Genomic DNA, 17,909 nt, shown 5'->3' with positions numbered 1-17,909 from the left:
AAGTCGTAGACGCAATCATGCAAATTGGAGGAGTTGCAATGCCTGGAACCGCTTTTAGGAAAGCCGTGCTCGCACTTTTGTGGACAATGATGCTGGGTGCCGGAAGTGCCAAGGCCGAGGATACCATCAGGATCGGCGGCCTGGTGTCGGTCACCGGAGGCGCGGCATCGATCGGCAAGATCGCCGAGACCGCCTGGAGGCTGGCGATCGACGAGATCAATGCGTCGGGCGGTGTCCTGGGCAAGAAGCTCGAGCTGGTGATGGCCGACACGATGAGCGATCCGACACACGCCCTGAACGAGGCGCGGCGCCTGGTCGATAGCGAAAAGGTGGAGGCTGTGCTCGGCCCGGCGACAAGCCAGGAAACGGTGCCGACACTTGCTGTGACCACAGAGGGCAAGGTGACCCAGATTTCAACCGCCGCGTCGACGCAGATCACGGTGGAAATGGCGCCATATCATTTCACCACCTCGCCACGCGGTGCCAACCAGCTCATTCCCAGCATCGAATATGCGCTCAACACCTTGAAGGTCAGCAAGATCGGGTTGATCTCCGACAATGGCGGGGCGGCGAAATCGGCCATTGCCGACATCGTTCCCTACATGAAGGACAAAGGCGTCGAACCTTCTGGGGTGCAAGAATTCACCTTCCGCACCGAAGACATGACGCCCCAATTGCTGGGGCTACGCGGTTCCGGAGCGGAAGTCCTGGTGTTGATCAATTCGACCGGAGACGATGCCCGCAGGTTCCTCGAAAACCGGATGGATATCGGCTGGGATGTGCCGGTGCTGGCCAGCCCGACAATGACCACGACTGCCGTGGGCAACGCAACCGTCATCGGACACGACCCATTCGAGGGGGTCTATAGCCTGCAGTTCGAAGGGCTGACCTATTGCGATGGAGATCCGCTTGGCAGGTCGTTGTTCGCGCAATACACCAAGCGCGCCAAGGCAGCTGTCCCGGAGCTCGAACGTATCGGCGGGCCGGCTTCGCTTCAGCTCTATTACATCCAGCCTTATCTGCTGGCTGCTGCGATGAACGGCTCAGGCAAGACCGACGGACCGTCGCTGACGGACTGGCTGGAAAATAACGTCCAGACGGTCGACACCATAGTTGGCAGGCTGTCGGCCAGCACAAGCAACCATTTTCTGCCACCTGCAACCAGTCTGAAGATCGTCAAGAACCCGGACCAGCCACGCGAGGACGGCCTCGTCGAGCGCGCCGACTGCGCCCAGTAAGCCGCAGAACAGCTGGTCTGCGAAGGCGTCGCCGGCATCCGGCGGCGCCTTTTTCGTGGGCTCACCCGATTGAACGATGCGACGAACCGTAGGGCTGTCCTTCATTCGGCGGAGAAAATGCCGGGGAGGTTGGCGATGGACATGGCGCTCGATGCGGATATTGCTGCGATAGCGGAAATCATCGCCAGGCGGCCACCGCTCGACCTGGCCAATGTCGACATTCCAGCCTTGCGCGCGGCCGTGAATGCCGCGGGATGGCCAACCGAGCGTACCGAGATGGCCTCGGTCGAGGACGTCAGCATTGCCGGTGGAGCAAGGGCTATTCCGGCACGGCATTACAAGCCGCGCGGGGGCAAGAGACTGCCGCTGCTCGTCTTCTGCCATGGCGGCGGGTTCGTGCTGTGCTCGCTTGAAACCCATGACAATTTCTGCCGGGCCTTGGCCAAGGCGGGCGATTGCGCGGTGCTGTCGATCGACTACCGGCTGGCGCCCGAGCACAAGTTTCCGGCGGCCTATGAAGATGCGTTGGCTGCGCTTGAATGGGCCGCAGCCAACGCCTCCGCATTGGGCTGTGATCCGGAACGTCTGGCGCTGGCCGGTGACAGCGCGGGCGGCAATCTGGCGGCGGCGGCGTCACTCCATGCGTCGCCTGATGTACGCCGGATACTGCGGCACCTCTTGTTGTTTTATCCTGCCGCAGACCCCACGGCCTCTGGCCAAACCTATAAAACCTTCCCGCAAACGCTGTTCCTCAGTGCCGAGATGATGCGCTGGTACTGGCGCCAATATGTCGGCCAACCGGAGGAGTTGACCGATCCGCGCGTCGCATTGCTGCGGTCGGCCGATCTTGCAAAGCTGCCGCAGACGACGGTCGCCATGGCCGAATTCGACCCGTTGCGCAGCGAGGTCGAGTCCTTCTGCATGGCGTTGGCCGAGGCCGGCGTCGATGTCGAGGCGCGGCGCTATGACGGCGTCTCGCACGGCTTTGCCAGCATGGTTGGGCTGATCGGCAAAGCGCGCCAAGCCATCGACCATGGCGGCGCGCGGCTGCGCGGTGCATTTGCAGTGAGGGGGTGAGATGATGGAAGCACGGCTGGCGCGCGCCGAGGCCATGCTCGACCTTATCGCGCTGGAGGCGCGTTACGCCCGCGCCTGGGACAGCGGCGGCAATGGCTGGGCCGACGTCTTCACAGGAGATGGCGTGTTCGAGATCGCTGCGGTTGGTGATCGTCCACCGCTCAAGGTGGAGGGCAGGGACCAGCTGTCGGCCTTCTGCCGGGAATTCACCGCGAAATTCACCGGCGTACATGTACCGGGCCTGCCATTGCTCGACATCGATGGCGACGAGGCCTCAGGGCACCTGCATTTCCAGTTCGTCGCCATCGGCCGGATCGCGGCCAACCACACCATGAGCCGCACGGCTTGCGGCCGGTACGACGTGCGCTATCGCAAAACTGAAACCGGCTGGCGCATAGTGCATCGCCTCGAAAAGGCGTTCAGCAGCGCACGCTCTGAATTCTTCGATTTCTGAGAGTTCATCCTCGTTCTTCGAGGATCAGGTCTGCCGCGCGCCAGGCCAGCGCCATGACCGGGCCGTTGGTGTTGCCAGAGATCGGCGCCGGGATCACCGAGGCATCGACGACGCGCAGGCCTTTGACGCCGCGGGCGCGCAGGCGCTCGTCGACCACGGCGTTTGCGTCCGTGCCCATGCGGCAGGTGCCGACCGCGTGCAGGCCCGACACGAAAGTCGAGCGGAAGGCAGCCAACAACTCGTCGTCGGTCTGAATGGCCTTGCCCGGCCACAGCTCTTCCTTGACGAAGTGTCGCAAGGCCGGTTGTGCCACGAAGTCGCGCATGATGCGCATCATGGCAACGGCGGTGCGCCGGTCGTTTTCGGTCGCCAGCCAGTTCGCCCGGATCGAAGGCTTGTCGCGCATCTCGGCTGTGCGGATCGTGATCTCGCCGCGGCTTTCAGGTCGCAAAGCGTAGCCGATGATGGTGATGCCGGGCTTGTCCTCCAGATTCAGCCTGCCTTGCAGCAGCCCGCGGGCAAAGGTGTAGGGCGACAACGACAGTTGCAGGTCCGGAAAGGCGACGTCAGGCGAGGAGCGGACGAACCCGCCCATTTCTGACGCACCGAAGCTCATAAGCCCTGTGCCGGCGAGGTAATAGCGTATGACCTCGCCAATCAAACGCAGGCCGCTGAGCCTGGGGTTGTGGCCATGCATTCCGGCAAGGCGATAGGGCAGTGCCACGACAAGATGCTCGGCCAAGTTGCGGCCGACGCCCGGCAGGTCGGCGATCGTATCGACCCCGGCTGACAACATAACGTCGGGGCGGCCGATACCGGAAACCTGCAGCAGTTGCGGCGACTGGATCGCGCCGCAGGCGACGATGACCTCGCTTTCCGCCCGCGCGGTGCGTTGGCGATCGCCCGCGACATATTCGACGCCGACCGCTCGACGGCCTTCGAACAGGATGCGCCCGACCTGCGCGCCGGTGAGGACGACGAGGTTCTTGCGCCGCATCGCCGGTCGGAGGAAGGCGCGAGCCGCGCTCATGCGCCGCCCCTTGTGGTCGACCGTATGCGCGTAGGTGCCGACGCCATCTCGCCTGATGCCGTTGAGATCGTCGAGATGATCGAGGCCGAGCGAGGCGCCTGCGTCGAGGAACGCCTGGCCGAGAGGATCGGCTAGAGGACGAACGCTGACCTGCAAGGGACCATTGCCGCCCCTGATGGTATTGCCACCAAGCTGGTGGTTCTCGATCTTGTGGAAGACTGGCATCATCTCGGTCCAGCTCCAGCCCTTGACGCCGAAGTCGGCCCAGCCGTCGTAGTCCTCGGGCGCGCCCCGGCAATAGAGCATTCCGTTGATCGAGCTCGATCCGCCAAGCCCGCGGCCGCGCGCCCATGTCTCGGCTTCCGGCCGGCCCTCTTCCTGCTCGACAGGAAAGTTCCAGGAGCGTTTCGGATGCCTGGTCAGCTTGACCCATCCCCGGGGCATCCGGATCAAGGGATGAAGGTCTGATGGTCCGGCCTCGAGGACAAGCACCCTATGTCCCGGGTCCTCGCTCAGCCTGTTGGCCAGAACGCAACCGGCCGACCCGGCGCCGACGATGATTGTATCGAATTCGCTCATGCCGCGATGTCGAAGGCGAGGCCGGTAACTTGCATCCTGCAAACGAACTAGCCCAGGCGAAGGCCGAGGCGGTCCAGCCGTGCCAGCATATGCGCTAGTCCGCATGGACGATGTTCTGCCATGCCGCATCCTGTGATTTCTCCTTGAGGAGTCTCCGCGCCAACGGGCGTGGCGGCCTTGCGCGCATATGAGCGCCGGCGCGCATCCAGACCGGCAGCAAAGCCTACGTTCCTGGGGAGGAATGATATGAAAAAATCCATTCTTGCGGCAGCATTGCTGCTGTCGACCGCGCTGACCGCCGCCGCACAGGATGCCAGCGTCAAGCTCGGCGTGCTCAACGACCAGAGCTCGTCCTTTTCCGCGCTCGGCGGCACCGAAGTGACCGAGGCGGTCAAGCTCGCCATCTCCGATTTCGGCGGCGAGGTGCTGGGCAAGCCGATCGAGCTGGTGTCGGCCGACCACCAGAACAAGCCCGAGATCGCACTGTCCATCGCCCGCGAATGGCTGGAGCGCGACAATGTCGACGCTCTGTTCGACGTCGCCAATTCGGCGATCGCGCTTTCGGTCAACAACCTGCTCGGCGAGCAGAAGAAGCTCGGCTTCTTCGTGTCGCCGATGACCGACAAGATGACCGAAGCCGACTGCAATGGCTATGGCCTGGCCTGGGCCTACGACGCCTATTCGCAGGTGCGCTCGTCGGTCAGCGCCCAGCTCAAGGCGGGTGGCGAGACCTGGTTCATCCTGTCGCCCGACTATGAAGCCGGCAAGGTGCTGGAAGCCGGCGTTAAGACCGCCGTCGAGGAAGAGGGTGGCAAGATTCTGGGTTCGGTGCGCGCGCCGCTCGGCACTACCGACTTCTCGTCCTACATCCTGCAGGCGCAGGCATCGGGCGCCAAGGTTTTGGCGCTGACCGTCAACGGTCCCGAACTGGTCAATGCGCTGAAGCAGGTCCAGGAATTCGGCCTGATCGACCAGGGCATGCGCGTGGCGCTGACAGTGCTCCACCAGTCTGATGCGCGCGCAATCGGCCTCGAAGCGCTGAAGGGCATCCAGTTCGCGGCTGCCTGGTACTGGAACACCGACGACGCTTCCAAGCACTTCAAGGAAGAGATGCAGAAGAAAACCGGCAACGCGCCGGGCTGGGTAGCGGCGGGCGCCTATTCCGCGTCCACTAATTACCTGAATGCCGTCAAGGCCGCAGGCACCGACGAGCCGACCGCGGTGCTCGCCAAGCTGCGCGACGGCAAGATCAACGACCTGTTTGCCAAGAACGCGACGCTTATGCCCAACGGCCGCCTTGCGCACGACATGCAACTGCTCGAAGTGCGCGCGCCCGGCGAAGCGGCAGACGCGCAGGATGTGTTCAAAGTCGTGACCACAGTCCCGGCCGACCAGGCTTTCCGCTCGATCGACAAGAGCGCCTGCAAGCTGGGCAAGAGCTGATCCTCGATGCCGGACCGCCATTTCGCGGTCCGGCATTCGACTGGTGGGAGCAACGACGTGCCCGGCTATCTGATCTTCGAGATCGAGGTCACCGACGAGGTCGCCTGGGCGCATTACCGCGAGGTTGCGGGCCCGATCATGGCCGCCAGCGGCGGGCGTTTCGTCTTGTCGAGCGATCGCATCGAAAGCCTCGAAGGCGGCTGGCGGCCGGCGTCGATCTCGGTGGTCGAGTTTCCGACCGCCGAGGATGCCCGGCGCTTCTACCATTCGGCCGACTACCAGAACGTGGTGGCGCTGCGGCAGCTGGCATCATGCGGCAAGGGCATTCTCGTCGACGCATGACGGGCGACCCGTGCCGCGCATTTCCTAGAGAACGTGGAGGACAAGGTGCAACAAGGCACTGCGGACGACTACATCATCGAGGCGTCCGGACTGAGCCGGTATTTCTACGGCTTCGCCGCCGTGAAGGACGTCGACCTCAAGGTCCGGCGCAATACCATCCACGCCCTGATCGGCCCCAATGGTGCTGGCAAGACGACGACCTTCAACTTGATCACCAAGTTCCTTGCGCCGAGCGAAGGCACGATCCGCTACAATGGCGAGGACATCACCGCCCTGAAGCCTGAAGAGGTGGCGCGCAAGGGCATTGTCCGATCGTTCCAGATCTCGGCGGTGTTTCCGCGCATGAGCGTGCGCGAAAACGTGCGCATGGCGCTTCAGCGGCCGACTGGTACCTCCTACCGCTTCTGGCAAAGCGAACGCACGCTTGGCGTGCTCAACGACCGCATCGACGAGTTGCTCGATTCCGTCGGCATGCTCAACTATCGCGATCACGTCGCAGTCAACCTGCCATACGGGCGCAAGCGCGCGCTCGAGATCGCCACCACACTGGCGCTCGACCCCGAGATGCTGCTGCTCGACGAGCCGACCTCGGGCATGGGCCACGAGGATGTCGATCGCATCGCCGAACTGATCCGCAAGGTTTCCGCCGACCGCACCATCCTGATGGTCGAGCACAATCTGTCGGTGGTTGCTGCCCTTTCCGACACCATCACCGTGCTGGCGCAGGGACGCGTGCTCGCCGAAGGCAACTACGAGACCGTGTCGCGCGACCCGCGCGTAATCGAAGCCTATATCGGTGGCGCAGATGACTGAGACTTCCAAGGTGGTGCTCGACATTGCCGATCTGCATGCCTGGTATGGCGAGAGCAAAGCGCTCCACGGCATGAATTTCGACATCCGCGAAGGCGAACTCGTGACGCTGCTCGGCCGCAATGGCGCCGGCAAGACCACTGCGCTGCGCTGCATCATGGGCCTGGTTCGCAAGAAGACCGGTGTCATTACCTATCGCGGCGAAAATGTCGCGGCCCGGCCGCCCGAGATTATCGCCCGTCGCGGCATCGCCTACTGCCCGGAAGAGCGCGGCATCTTCTCCAGCCTCTCTGTGGCTGAAAACCTCGAGCTACCGCCTGTCATCGCCAAGGGCGGCATGACGGTGGACGAGATCCTCGAGCTGTTCCCCAACCTCAAGGCGCGCTGGCAGAGCCCCGGCACCAAGCTTTCGGGCGGCGAGCAGCAGATGCTGGCCATCGGCCGCATTCTGCGCACCGGGGCCAAGCTGCTGATTTTCGACGAGCCGACCGAAGGCCTTGCGCCCGTCATCGTCAAGCAGATCGCGGTTGTGCTCGAAAAGCTGAAGGCGAGGGGCTTCACCATCCTTCTGGTCGAGCAGAACTTCCGCTTCGCTGCAAAACTCGCCGATCGGCATTTCGTCGTCGACCACGGCAAGGTCGTCGAACGCTTCAGCCGCGATGAACTCGCCGGCAACGAAGCCAAGATCCAACACTATCTCGGGGTGTGATGGCCATGATGGACCTCATTGGCGTTCCGCCGGCACTGCTTTTCGGCCAGCTTCTCGTCGGCCTCATCAACGGCGCGTTCTACGCCATGATGAGCCTCGGCGTGGCGATCATCTTCGGCATGTTGCGCATCGGCAACTTCGTCCATGGCGCGCAATACATGCTGGGCGCATTCGGGGCGTGGTATCTCATGCGCCTGCCCGAGTTGTTTCCCGGCCTCGGCCTGCCGTCGATCGGCTACTGGTGGGCGCTGGTCATCGTTCCGCTGGTGGTCGCCGTCATCGGCGCGCTGATGGAGCGCATTTTCATCCGCCGCGTCTACGACCTCGACCATGCCTACGGCCTGCTTTTGACCGTCGGCCTCGCCATGGCAATCGAGGGTGCCTTCAACGTCTATTACGGTGCCGCCGGCCAGATGTACGGCGTGCCGGAGTCTCTGAAAGGCGGCATCAATCTCGGATTCATGTTCCTGCCGATCTACCGCGCCTGGGTGATCGCCGCGGCAATCGTCGTCTGCTTCGGCACCTGGTACATGGTCGAGCGAACCAAGCTCGGCTCCTACCTCCGGGCCGCGACCGAAAATCCCGATCTCGTCCGCGCTTTCGGTATCAACGTGCCGCGCCTGCTGATGCTGACCTATGCCTTCGGCGTCGGCCTTGCCGGTTTCGCCGGCGTCATGGCAGCCCCGATCTACCAGGTCAGTCCGCAGATGGGGCAGGGCATCATCATCACCATCTTCGCGGTCGTGGTCATCGGTGGCATGGGCTCGATCTTCGGCGCCATCGTCTCCGGCCTGATGCTCGGCGTGATCGAAGGTCTGACTAAGGTCTTTTACCCGCAGGCATCGGCAACGGTGATCTTCATCATCATGGCGCTTGTCCTGATCTTCCGCCCGGCCGGCCTGTTCGGCAAGGAAACGACGAGCCACTCCGTCGCCGACGTCTCGTCGGGACGGAGTGGCAGTTTCCTTGAGAACGGCCGCCTGTGGCTTGCGATCTTCACGGTTGGCGGCGTGGCGCTGCCGTTCCTCGTCTATCCCGTCATGGGCATGAAGATCCTGGTGCTGGCGCTGTTTGCACTCGCCTACAATCTGATCTTCGGTTACGTCGGCCTCCTCGCCTTCGGCCATGCCGCCTTCTACGGAGCGTCGGCTTATGTGACGGCGCATGCCGCTGCCGCCTGGGGCCTGCCGACCGAGCTCTGCATTCTCTTGGGCGTGGTGGTGGCAACCGCCATCGGCGCGTTGTTCGGCTGGCTAGCGATCCGCCGGCAGGGGCTCTATTTCGCCATGATCACGCTGGCGCTGGCGCAGATCATCTATTTCTACGCGGTGCAGGCGCCGTGGACCCATGGCGAGGACGGCATCCAGTCGGTGCCGCGCGGCACGCTGTTCGGCGTCATCGACCTCTCCAACACGCTGAACATGTATTTCGTGACGCTCGCGGTGTTCCTGGTCGGCTTCGCCTTCGTCTACCGCATCATCCATTCGCCCTTCGGCCAAACGCTGAAGTCGATCCGCGAGAACGAGCCGCGCGCCATTTCGCTCGGCTATTCGACCGACCGTTTCAAGCTGATCGCCTTCACCCTGTCGGCGATGCTGTCGGGTGTCGCGGGGGCTCTCAAGGCGATCATCTTCCAGCTGGCGTCGCTGGCCGACGTGTTCTTCATGACCTCGGCCGACGTGCTGCTGATGACGCTGATCGGCGGCGTCGGCACGCTGCTCGGGCCGGTGGTCGGTGCGGCGGTGCTGGTGACGCTGCAGCGCGAGCTGGCCACCCTCGGTGCCTGGGTCGTGGTGGTGCAGGGCATCATCTTCGTGCTCTGCGTGCTGTTCCTGCGCAAGGGCATCATCGGCACTTTGGAGGAATTCCTGGCGAACCGCGCCGAGCGCAAGGTCCAGCAGACGGCCGACCGATCCGAGGCCACGACCAGAATCAAGGTGGCGCAATGAGCGCGCCGTCAACTGTCGTCATCGGCATGGGGCCGGGCCTTGGCCAGGCGCTTGTGAAGAAGTTCGCGCGCGAGGGCCATCGTGTCGCCTTCGTCGGCCGCCGCGTCGAGGCGATTGCGCGCTACGAGCAGGAACTGGGGGCCGAAGGGCTCGATGTCGCCGGTTTCGTCGGTGACGCCGGCAAACCCGAAGATATGGACCATGTCCATGCGGCGATCCGCGAGCGGCATGGCGATGCCGAGGCGCTGATCTACAATGCCGCCATCGTCGAGCCGGCGCGGTTCGTCACGCCGTCGCGACTGGGCGAGGTAAAATATGGCACTGCCGACGGCTGGACGTCGCACGGCGAAGCAGCCAGCGTCGACTACGTCGTCGACGCCTTCAGGACGAACGTGGCCGGTGCGCTGCATGCGGCGCAGGCAGTAGTGCCAGGGATGTTCGCGCGTGGGCGCGGCACGATCCTGCTCACCGGCGGCGTGCTTGCCTTCGGGCCCTGGATCGAATGGGGCGTGACCTCGCTCGGCAAGGCAGCCCTGCGCAGCCTCGGACATTCGCTGGAGAAGGAGCTGTCCCCCGCCGGTATCCATGTCACGACCGTCGCCATCCACGGCACGATGCAGGCCGGATCGCCCTATGACCACGATCTCGTGGCCGCCGCCTACTGGAAGCTGCACGTGCAGCCGCGCGAGGAGTGGGAGCCGGACTTCCACTTCAAGCAGGACGTCGAAGACGGCGGGGATCCCGACGCATGAGCGCGCCCGCGATCAGGTTTGACGGCAAGCGGGTGCTGGTGACTGGCGGCGCCAGCGGCATTGGCGAAACGGTGGCAAAGCTGCTGTCGGATCTCGGCGCACGCGTGGTCATTGCCGACCTCAACCGCGAACAACTCGATCCGGCGGCACAGCGTGTTGGCGCGGCCGGTGTCGCCCAGGGTGACGTCGCCAGCGAAGCGGATGCCGAACGCATGGCAGGGGAAGCGATCGCAGTGCTCGGCGGGCTCGACCTCGTGTTCAACTCAGCCGGCATCGGCGACGATCTTGTGCCAGTGCACGAGCAGTCAGTGGAGCGCTGGCAGCGTGTCATCGACGTCAATCTGCGCGGCACCTATTTGATGTGCCGGGCTACGTCGCGGCCGATGCTGGCGCAGAAGCGCGGCGCCATCGTCAATGTGTCGTCGATCGTCGGGCTTGGCGGCTTTCCCAGGCGCTCGGCCTATGCTGCGGCCAAGGCTGGCATCAACCATCTGACGCAGACGCTGGCCTGCGAATGGGGACCTTCAGGGATCCGCGTCAACGCGATCGCGCCGGCCTATACGCGCACGCCGATGGTGCAGGCGCTGCTCGAACGCAAGGCGCTCGACCCGACGATTCTGGAACGACGAACGCCGCTCGGTCGGCTGGCGCTGCCGGAGGAAATGGCGAAGGCGTCGGTGTTCCTGCTGTCCGACTGGGCCTCCTACATCACCGGAACGGTGCTGCCGGTCGACGGTGGCTGGAGCGCCTTCGGCGGTGCTGGAGACGTTGCGACGGCCTGAATTGGCTGAACTAAGTGCGGACAACCGGCCTGGTTCGCAATAGATGGACGCGTATGCGCGGCCAGTTTATTTAGTTGGTCCCAGCCTCTACCTGTTCCTGAAATCGCCCAGACGGTTCTCGCGCAGCGCCAGCACCAGTTCGCGCTTGCGAATCTTGGCCGCCTCGACGGGCATGTTGTCGATGAAGTGGACGGCGCGCGGGGCTTTGTAGGCGGCAAGACTTTCGCGGCAGTAACGGATGAGATCTTCCGCCGTCGCGTCATGCCCCACAGCCCTGACGACGACGGCGACCGGGATTTCACCCTTGCTTTCGTCGGGTGCGCCGACCACCGCGCACATGGCGACCGCCGGGTGCTTGTAGAGCAGCGCCTCGATCTCGAGCGGATAGACATTGTGGCCGCCGGCGATGATGACGTCCTTCTTGCGGTCGACGATGAACAGGTAGCCATCCTCGTCGACATAGCCGAGATCGCCCGACTTCCAGCCGCCATTGCCGAAGGCCTCGGCTGATGCCTTTTCGTCCATCCAGTAGCCTTGAGCGACGCAATCACCGGAGATAATGACCTCGCCGATCTCGCCCTGCGGCACGGCGTTGCCTTCGTCGTCGACGATCGAAATGCGCGAGCTGCCGACAGGCAAGCCGGCTGAGCCTGGCTTGCGGATGCCAGCAGTGGGTTCCATGACGTTCTGGCCGCTGGTTTCTGTCGAGCCGTAGACTTGGGTCACCCGGGCACCGGAGAGTTCCTCGAAGCGGCGAATGACCGGCTGCGGCACCGGCGATCCGCCTGTCGTGCAGATGCGCAGCGACGACAGGTCGTGCCTGGCTGGATCGACCTCGTTGACCATGTAGACATACATGGTCGGCGTGCCGCCGAAATAGGTCGCCTTGTATTCGCCGATGTCGGAAAGCACACGCTGGGTGTCCCAGCGCTCGTGCAACACGATGGTGCCGCCGGTATAGAGGCAGAGGTTGAGCGTCACCGTCAGGCCGAAATTGGTGAACAGCGGCACGGCGCAGAGATAGACTTCCTCGGCAAAGCGCGTGCGGTGCGACACCATCATGTCGCGCAGCGTCGAGCACTGGTTGAACTGCGATTGCGCGGCACCCTTGGGCGCACCGGTAGTGCCGGAGGTGAAGAACAGGGCGCAGATGTCGTCGATATGGCAGGCAACGTCTTCGAATGTCGCGGGTGCTGTGGCCATCAGCGAGGTGAGGTCGTCAGTGCTGCCGTCGCCCGAAACGACCAGGCAATGGGCGAGATCGGCAAACTCGGCCCTGATCTCGGAAAAATAGGGCCAGGTCGAGCTGTCAGCGACGAGCGCCTTCATTCCGGTCTGGGCAACGATCTTGCGCAGCTCGGCGTGGCGGAACATGGCGCTGAGCGGGGCTGGGATCGCGCCGAGGCGCTGACAGGCCCAGAAGCCGATGGCCATCATCGGCGTGCTCGGCAGATAGAGCCCGACGCGGTCACCCTTGGCCACGCCGCGCGCCTTGAGCACATTTGCCAGCTGTGCCGTCAGTTCGGCGAAGCGCTCATAGGTGATCGTCGCCTTGTCGGTGACGATGAAGTTGCGCTCGCCGATCAGCCGTGCGTTCCGCGCCAGCACCTGGCTCAGGATTTCCATACTCGTATTTCCTGCAGTCGAAATTGGGATTCCGTGGCGACTAGAGAACTTGCCCGCGAAAGCGGGCATCGTCTGCACAGACTAAGCCAGTCCGGGCGCGCCGGTCACGAAATCAGGATGCCGCCGTCGATGGGCAACTGGTGACCGGTCATCTTCCGCGATTCGTCCGAAGCCAGGTACAGCGCTGCATTGGCGACATCGATGGGTTCGGCGATACCGAGCAGATAGGCGTCGAACTGTGCCTTGAGATGCGGTTCACGCTCGAAGAAGCCGAGCACACGGTCGGTGGCGACCGCGCCCGGCACCAGCACGTTGACGCGGATATTATCCTTGGCGAATTCCACTGCCATGGAGCGGGTGAGCGAGATGACGCCGCCCTTGGCCGCCGAGTAGGCGTCGCGGTTGGGGATGCCCATGGCGCCGACGATCGACGAGCAATTGATGATCGATCCGCCGCCCGATTGCTGCATCAGCGGAATCGCGTTGCGGCAGCAGACCCAGGTGCCGAACAGGTCGAGCTTGATGCAGCGCCAGAATTCCTCGAACGGCGCAACCGTCACCGGGCCGTCGGCAGAACTCGAGCCGCCGGCGTTGTTGTAGAGCACGTCGAGCCGACCCCAGCTTTCCATCACCATCCTGAACGCAGCCTCGACGCTGTCAGGCTCGGTGACGTCTGTCTCGACATAGAGTGCTGCGCCTCCCGAAGCATTGATAGAGGAGGCGATGGCTTCGCCCTTGTCGCGGCTGCGGCCGGCCACCGCCACCTTGGCGCCTTCACGTGCAAAGAGCCGCGCCGCGGTCTCGCCGATGCCGCCGGTCGCGCCTGTAATGAATGCCACTTTGCCTGCCAGACGGGCCATGATGATCTCCTCGAAACTGTAGCCGCGAACCTGCGCGCCCGGGCGCCTTCAACATCGTCCGAAGGGACTAAGATTGCCGGACATTTCAGCGGCTTGGCGGCCAAAATACCTGCAGCCTTGTGACTAGTCCCATCAGACGATGTTAGCGGTCTGCCCCTGTCCCATTCCTTGCTTCGATTGAAGAAATTGGCAGTGCCGAAATGGCAGCAACAAGCGGCGTATCGAAATGAAGGCAGTGATCTGCAGGGAGTTCGCCCCAAGGGCGGAGCTCAGCATCGAACAGATCCCGGAACCAGTGGTTAAGCCGGGCCAGGTGGTGATCCGCATCGAGGCATGCGGCATCAATTTCTTCGACGGCCTGATGGTCGAGGGCAAGTACCAGACCAAGCCCGAGCTGCCCTTCACGCCGGGCAGTGAAGCTGCTGGTGTCATCGTCGCGGTCGGCGATGGTGTCGAGCGTCTGAAGGCCGGGGCGCGCGTGTTGGCCTTTGCCGGCATCGGTGGCTATGGCGAACAGGTCGCGGTCGACGCCTGGAAGGTGTTTCCGATCCCCGCCGAGATGAGCTTCGTCGAGGCCGCCGGCTTCTTGATCACCTATGCCACGTCGCACCATGCCCTCAAGGATCGTGCGCAGATCAAGCCGGGCGAAACGCTGCTGGTTCTCGGCGCTGCCGGCGGTGTCGGGCTGACAGCAGTCGAGCTCGGCAAGCAGATGGGTGCGCGCGTCATTGCTGCCGCCTCCAGCGACGAGAAGCTGGCGCTATGCCGCGAATACGGGGCCGACGAGACGATCAACTATTCGACCGAGGACCTTCGCCAGCGGCTCAAGGAACTGACCGACGGGCAGGGCGTCGACGTGGTCTACGATCCTGTCGGCGGCGGCATGACGGAAACGGCGGTGCGTGGTCTGGCACTTTTCGGCCGTCTGCTGGTGATCGGCTTTGCCGCCGGTGACATCCCCAAGATCGCGCTCAACCTTTTGCTGCTCAAGCAGTCGGCGTTAATTGGTGTGTTCTGGGGCGCCTATGCGCGCTCGGCGCCGGAGAAGAATGCCGAAAACATCGGCGAGCTGATGGACTGGTTCGCCAAGGGCAAGCTCAGGCCGCATATCTCGGCCGAATATCCGCTCGATCGCTTCGCCGAAGCGCTCGACGTCGTCATGGAGCGCGCCGTCAAGGGCAAGGTCGTGCTGGTGACAGGCAAATCAGGACATAGCAAGGAAGGAGTGCCGGCATGACCGAGCTGCTCGCAACGACCGTTTCGGTCACCAAGCAAGGCAACATTCTGGTCGCGACCGTCGACAACCCTCCCGTCAATGCGCTGTCGCATTCGGTCCGGTCCGGGCTGATCGAGGCAGTGAAGGCACTGGAAAGCGATGCCGAGGCGCGCGCCATGGTCATCGTCTGCGAAGGTCGCACCTTTATCGCTGGCGCCGATATCCACGAGTTCAAGAAACCGATGGTGGCGCCGTTGCTGGGTGAGGTGATCGATACGCTCGACGCTGCAACCAAGCCCATAGTCGCCGCCATTCATGGCACCGCACTCGGCGGCGGCCTTGAAGTTGCGCTTGCGTGCAGCTACCGCATCGCGCTCGAAGGCTCGAAGGTCGGCCTGCCGGAAGTCAAGCTCGGCATTCTGCCGGGTTCGGGCGGCACGGTTCGACTGCCGCGCCTTGCCGGTGTCGAGCAGGCGCTGGCGATGATCAGCGAGGGTGGCCAGATTTCGGCACGCGACGCTCTGGAAAAGGGCATCGTCGACGAAGTCGTTTCGGGCGACCTCAAGGCGGCAGCATTCGCCTTCACGGGGAAGGTGATTGCCGACGGCGCCAGGCTGCGCCGCACCAGCGACCTGCCGGTGCCGGCATTCGACGCTGCCGTCCTGGAGACCAGCCGCGCGGCATTGGCCAAGAAATACAAAGGCTTCAAGGCCCCTCTTGTGGCGGTTGACCTGATGACGATGGTCACCGAAACGCCGGTCGTCGAGGCCATCGCGCTTGAGTACAAAACCTGCAAAGAGCTGCTGGTCTCGCCGCAGTCCAAGGCGCTGCGCCACATCTTCGCGGCCGAACGCGAGGCGCTGAAGATCGACGGCGTCGATGCCGAAGTGAAGCCGCGTGACGTAAGCAAGGTCGCCATCGTCGGGCCGGGTACCATGGGTCGCGGCATCGCCGCCTGCTTCCTCAACATCGGCATTCCGGTGACGTTGATCGGCCTCACGGACGAAGGCCTAGCCACCGCGGTCAAGGCCATCGGCAAGATCTATGAAGGCAGCGTCAAGCGCGGCAGCCTGTCGACCGAAGAGATGGAGCGCCGCATGGCGCTGCTGACGCCGACGACATCCTATGACGGCATTGGCGACGTCGACCTGGTGATCGAGGCGGTGACCGAAGACATGGCGGTCAAGAAGGACGTGTTCGCCAAGCTCGATGCCGTGCTGCGCAACGACGCCATCATCGCCACCAACACCTCGTTCCTCGACATCGAGGAGCTGGCCGGATCGTCGAGGAACCCGGCGCGCGTTGCCGGCATGCATTTCTTCAATCCGGCCAATGTCATGAAGCTGCTTGAGAATGTGCGCGCAGCCAGGACCGCCGCCGTTGTCCTGGCGACGATCACCACATTGGGCAAGCGGCTTGGCAAGGTGCCGGTGATGGTCGGGCGCTCCGAAGGTTTCGTTGCCAATCGCATGCTCTCCAAGCGCACGCGCGAGGCTCAGTTTCTGCTCGAGGACGGTGCGACGCCGCAACAGGTCGACCGCGTGCTAACCGCCTTCGGCTTCCCGATCGGCCCGTTCGCGCTGGCCGATCTCGCCGGCATGGACATCATGGCCGCAGCACGGGCGGCGCGCGTCGCCCGCATGTCGCCACGAGAGCAGCAGTGCAACATCGTCGACAGGCTGGTCGCGGCCGGCCGGCTCGGCCAGAAGTCGGGCGCGGGCTACTACGTCTATGACGAGAACCGCAAGGCTTCGCACGATCCTGCAGTCGACGAACTGCTCGACGCGCATCGTAGGGAACGTGGTTTCACCGCGCGCGCCATCAGCGACGATGAAATCCTCGAACGCTGCCTGTTTGCCATGGTCAACGAGGCGGCCAGGATCCTCGACGAGGGTGCTGCTGCAAGGCCTGGCGACATCGACGTCATCTGGACCAACGGCTTCGGCTTCCCGACCTATCTGGGCGGACCGATGTTTTATGCCGACCAGGTCGGCCTGCCGAAGGTCAAGGCGGCGCTCGACAAATATGCGGGCCTCGTGGGCGATCAATATTTCAAGCCGGCCGCGCTGATCGAGCGGCTGGTTGCCGAGGGCAGGGGTTTCTACGGTTGAGCCGTATCCCGCCGAACCAGAACGAAGAACAGACGGACTAGGATGCTATGAACAAGGAAATGGACCTGAAAGCGGTCGTCGCCCAGCTGCGCGACGGCATGAAGATCGGCTTCGGCGGCTGGGGTCCGCGGCGCAAGCCGATGGCGCTGGTGCGCGAGATCTTGCGCTCGGACCTCAAAGACCTGACGCTGGTCGCCTATGGCGGGCCTGAGATCGGCATGCTGTGCGCGGCGGGCAAGGTCAAGAAGCTGATCTACGGTTTCGTTTCGCTCGATGCGATGCCGATCGAGCCCTACTTCCGCAAGGCGCGCGAAGCAGGCGCGGTCGAAGTCTCCGAGCTCGACGAGGGTCTTCTTCTGCTCGGCCTGCAGGCTGCCGGCCACAATTTGCCGTTCGCTGCGACACGCGTCGGCCTCGGCTCCGACGTCATGAAGTACAACCCACACTTCAAGACGGTGAAGTCGCCTTATGGCGACGGTGAGACGCTGCTGGCGATGCCGGCGATCAAGCTCGACGTGGCGTTGATCCACGCGAGCCGCGCTGACCGTCTGGGCAACACCCAGACTGATGGTCCGGATCCATTCTTCGACGGCCTGTTCGCCCGCGCCGCCGACAAGGTGTTCGTCAGCACCGAGGTGCTGGTCGACCGTATCGACACCGAATACTCCGACCAGGCCAAGCAGCAACTGTTCGAACGTTGCCTGGTCACCGGCGTGGTGTCAGCACCGCTCGGCGCGCACCCGACCGCCGCACATGACGCCTATGGCTGGGATATGGGTCACCTCAAGGACTATGCCGTTTCGGCAGGCGAAGAGGGCGGCTGGCAGCGCTATTTCGACCAATATGTGAAGGGCGACGAGGCCAGCTACGCCGCGAGCGTTGGCGGCGAAGCCAAGATCCGCGCCCTGCCGCTCCCCATTTTCTGATCGGA

Annotated in this window: 16 protein-coding genes and 1 pseudogene; 14 read left to right on the top strand and 3 right to left on the bottom strand. The window is 63.7% G+C overall.

The window, feature by feature from the left end:
• The first annotated feature begins 38 nt into the window (after positions 1-38).
• The 3 genes from IHE39_RS07185 (at position 39) to IHE39_RS07175 (ending at position 2,769) form a co-directional block, all read left to right on the top strand.
• A complete protein-coding gene (locus IHE39_RS07185; protein ID WP_192565942.1) occupies positions 39-1,238 on the top strand; it encodes an ABC transporter substrate-binding protein in 1,200 nt (399 codons plus the stop codon).
• A 135-nt stretch (positions 1,239-1,373) separates the two neighbouring features.
• Positions 1,374-2,315 carry an alpha/beta hydrolase gene (locus IHE39_RS07180; RefSeq protein WP_192565941.1) on the top strand — a complete coding sequence of 314 codons (942 nt, stop codon included), beginning with the start codon at positions 1,374-1,376 and terminating at the stop codon, positions 2,313-2,315.
• 1 nt (position 2,316) lies between these two features.
• Complete coding sequence (locus IHE39_RS07175; protein WP_192565940.1) at positions 2,317-2,769, top strand: nuclear transport factor 2 family protein; 453 nt, start codon at positions 2,317-2,319, stop codon at positions 2,767-2,769.
• A gap of 4 nt (positions 2,770-2,773) precedes the next feature.
• Here IHE39_RS07175 and IHE39_RS07170 read toward each other — a convergent pair whose 3' ends face one another.
• Positions 2,774-4,378 (bottom strand): GMC family oxidoreductase, encoded by a 1,605-nt coding sequence (locus IHE39_RS07170; protein ID WP_192565939.1) that lies wholly within the window; start codon positions 4,376-4,378, stop codon positions 2,774-2,776.
• Positions 4,379-4,624: 246 nt separating this feature from the next.
• Here IHE39_RS07170 and IHE39_RS07165 point away from each other — a divergent pair, with 246 nt between their 5' ends.
• The 8 genes and pseudogenes from IHE39_RS07165 (at position 4,625) to IHE39_RS07135 (ending at position 11,165) form a co-directional block, all read left to right on the top strand.
• Positions 4,625-5,821, top strand: a complete 1,197-nt coding sequence (locus tag IHE39_RS07165) for an ABC transporter substrate-binding protein (RefSeq protein ID WP_192565938.1) — start codon at positions 4,625-4,627, stop codon at positions 5,819-5,821.
• Positions 5,822-5,878: 57 nt separating this feature from the next.
• Positions 5,879-6,163 carry a DUF1330 domain-containing protein gene (locus IHE39_RS07160; RefSeq protein WP_192565937.1) on the top strand — a complete coding sequence of 95 codons (285 nt, stop codon included), beginning with the start codon at positions 5,879-5,881 and terminating at the stop codon, positions 6,161-6,163.
• A 45-nt stretch (positions 6,164-6,208) separates the two neighbouring features.
• Positions 6,209-6,976, top strand: coding sequence for an ABC transporter ATP-binding protein (locus IHE39_RS07155; RefSeq protein ID WP_312880719.1), 768 nt, complete (start codon positions 6,209-6,211; stop codon positions 6,974-6,976).
• A complete protein-coding gene (locus IHE39_RS07150; RefSeq protein WP_192565936.1) occupies positions 6,969-7,682 on the top strand; it encodes an ABC transporter ATP-binding protein in 714 nt (237 codons plus the stop codon). The genes IHE39_RS07155 and IHE39_RS07150 overlap by 8 nt, the downstream gene beginning before the upstream one ends.
• 5 nt (positions 7,683-7,687) lie before the next feature.
• A pseudogene (locus IHE39_RS30580) lies at positions 7,688-8,596 on the top strand (branched-chain amino acid ABC transporter permease); the annotation flags it as partial.
• 126 nt (positions 8,597-8,722) lie between these two features.
• The gene (locus IHE39_RS30575; RefSeq protein WP_343070069.1) at positions 8,723-9,631 is read left to right on the top strand and encodes a branched-chain amino acid ABC transporter permease; all 909 of its coding nucleotides are present in this window, start codon (positions 8,723-8,725) and stop codon (positions 9,629-9,631) included.
• Entirely contained in the window at positions 9,628-10,383 is a 756-nt protein-coding gene (locus IHE39_RS07140) for an SDR family NAD(P)-dependent oxidoreductase (protein WP_246485390.1), read from the top strand. Before IHE39_RS30575 ends, IHE39_RS07140 begins: the two co-directional genes overlap by 4 nt.
• Entirely contained in the window at positions 10,380-11,165 is a 786-nt protein-coding gene (locus tag IHE39_RS07135; protein ID WP_192565934.1) for an SDR family NAD(P)-dependent oxidoreductase, read from the top strand. The genes IHE39_RS07140 and IHE39_RS07135 overlap by 4 nt, the downstream gene beginning before the upstream one ends.
• An 87-nt stretch (positions 11,166-11,252) precedes the next feature.
• Here IHE39_RS07135 and IHE39_RS07130 read toward each other — a convergent pair whose 3' ends face one another.
• Positions 11,253-12,791 (bottom strand): class I adenylate-forming enzyme family protein, encoded by a 1,539-nt coding sequence (locus tag IHE39_RS07130; RefSeq protein WP_192565933.1) that lies wholly within the window; start codon positions 12,789-12,791, stop codon positions 11,253-11,255.
• Between the two features lie 104 nt (positions 12,792-12,895).
• Complete coding sequence (locus IHE39_RS07125; RefSeq protein ID WP_184767750.1) at positions 12,896-13,651, bottom strand: SDR family NAD(P)-dependent oxidoreductase; 756 nt, start codon at positions 13,649-13,651, stop codon at positions 12,896-12,898.
• Positions 13,652-13,877: 226 nt separating this feature from the next.
• On the opposite strand from IHE39_RS07125, the gene IHE39_RS07120 reads away from it, so the two are divergent.
• From IHE39_RS07120 to IHE39_RS07110, 3 genes are read left to right on the top strand one after another with little or no spacing between them, the layout of a single operon-like run.
• Positions 13,878-14,888 carry an NADPH:quinone oxidoreductase family protein gene (locus IHE39_RS07120; RefSeq protein ID WP_192565932.1) on the top strand — a complete coding sequence of 337 codons (1,011 nt, stop codon included), beginning with the start codon at positions 13,878-13,880 and terminating at the stop codon, positions 14,886-14,888.
• The gene (locus IHE39_RS07115; protein WP_192565931.1) at positions 14,885-16,978 is read left to right on the top strand and encodes a 3-hydroxyacyl-CoA dehydrogenase NAD-binding domain-containing protein; all 2,094 of its coding nucleotides are present in this window, start codon (positions 14,885-14,887) and stop codon (positions 16,976-16,978) included. Before IHE39_RS07120 ends, IHE39_RS07115 begins: the two co-directional genes overlap by 4 nt.
• A 47-nt stretch (positions 16,979-17,025) precedes the next feature.
• The gene (locus IHE39_RS07110; RefSeq protein ID WP_192565930.1) at positions 17,026-17,904 is read left to right on the top strand and encodes a CoA transferase subunit A; all 879 of its coding nucleotides are present in this window, start codon (positions 17,026-17,028) and stop codon (positions 17,902-17,904) included.
• The last annotated feature ends 5 nt before the right edge of the window (positions 17,905-17,909 follow it).

The organism is Aminobacter carboxidus (assembly GCF_014863355.1).
In the GTDB taxonomy this organism is placed as follows: domain Bacteria; phylum Pseudomonadota; class Alphaproteobacteria; order Rhizobiales; family Rhizobiaceae; genus Aminobacter; species Aminobacter carboxidus.
This window is presented reverse-complemented; position numbering and strand designations above follow the sequence as displayed.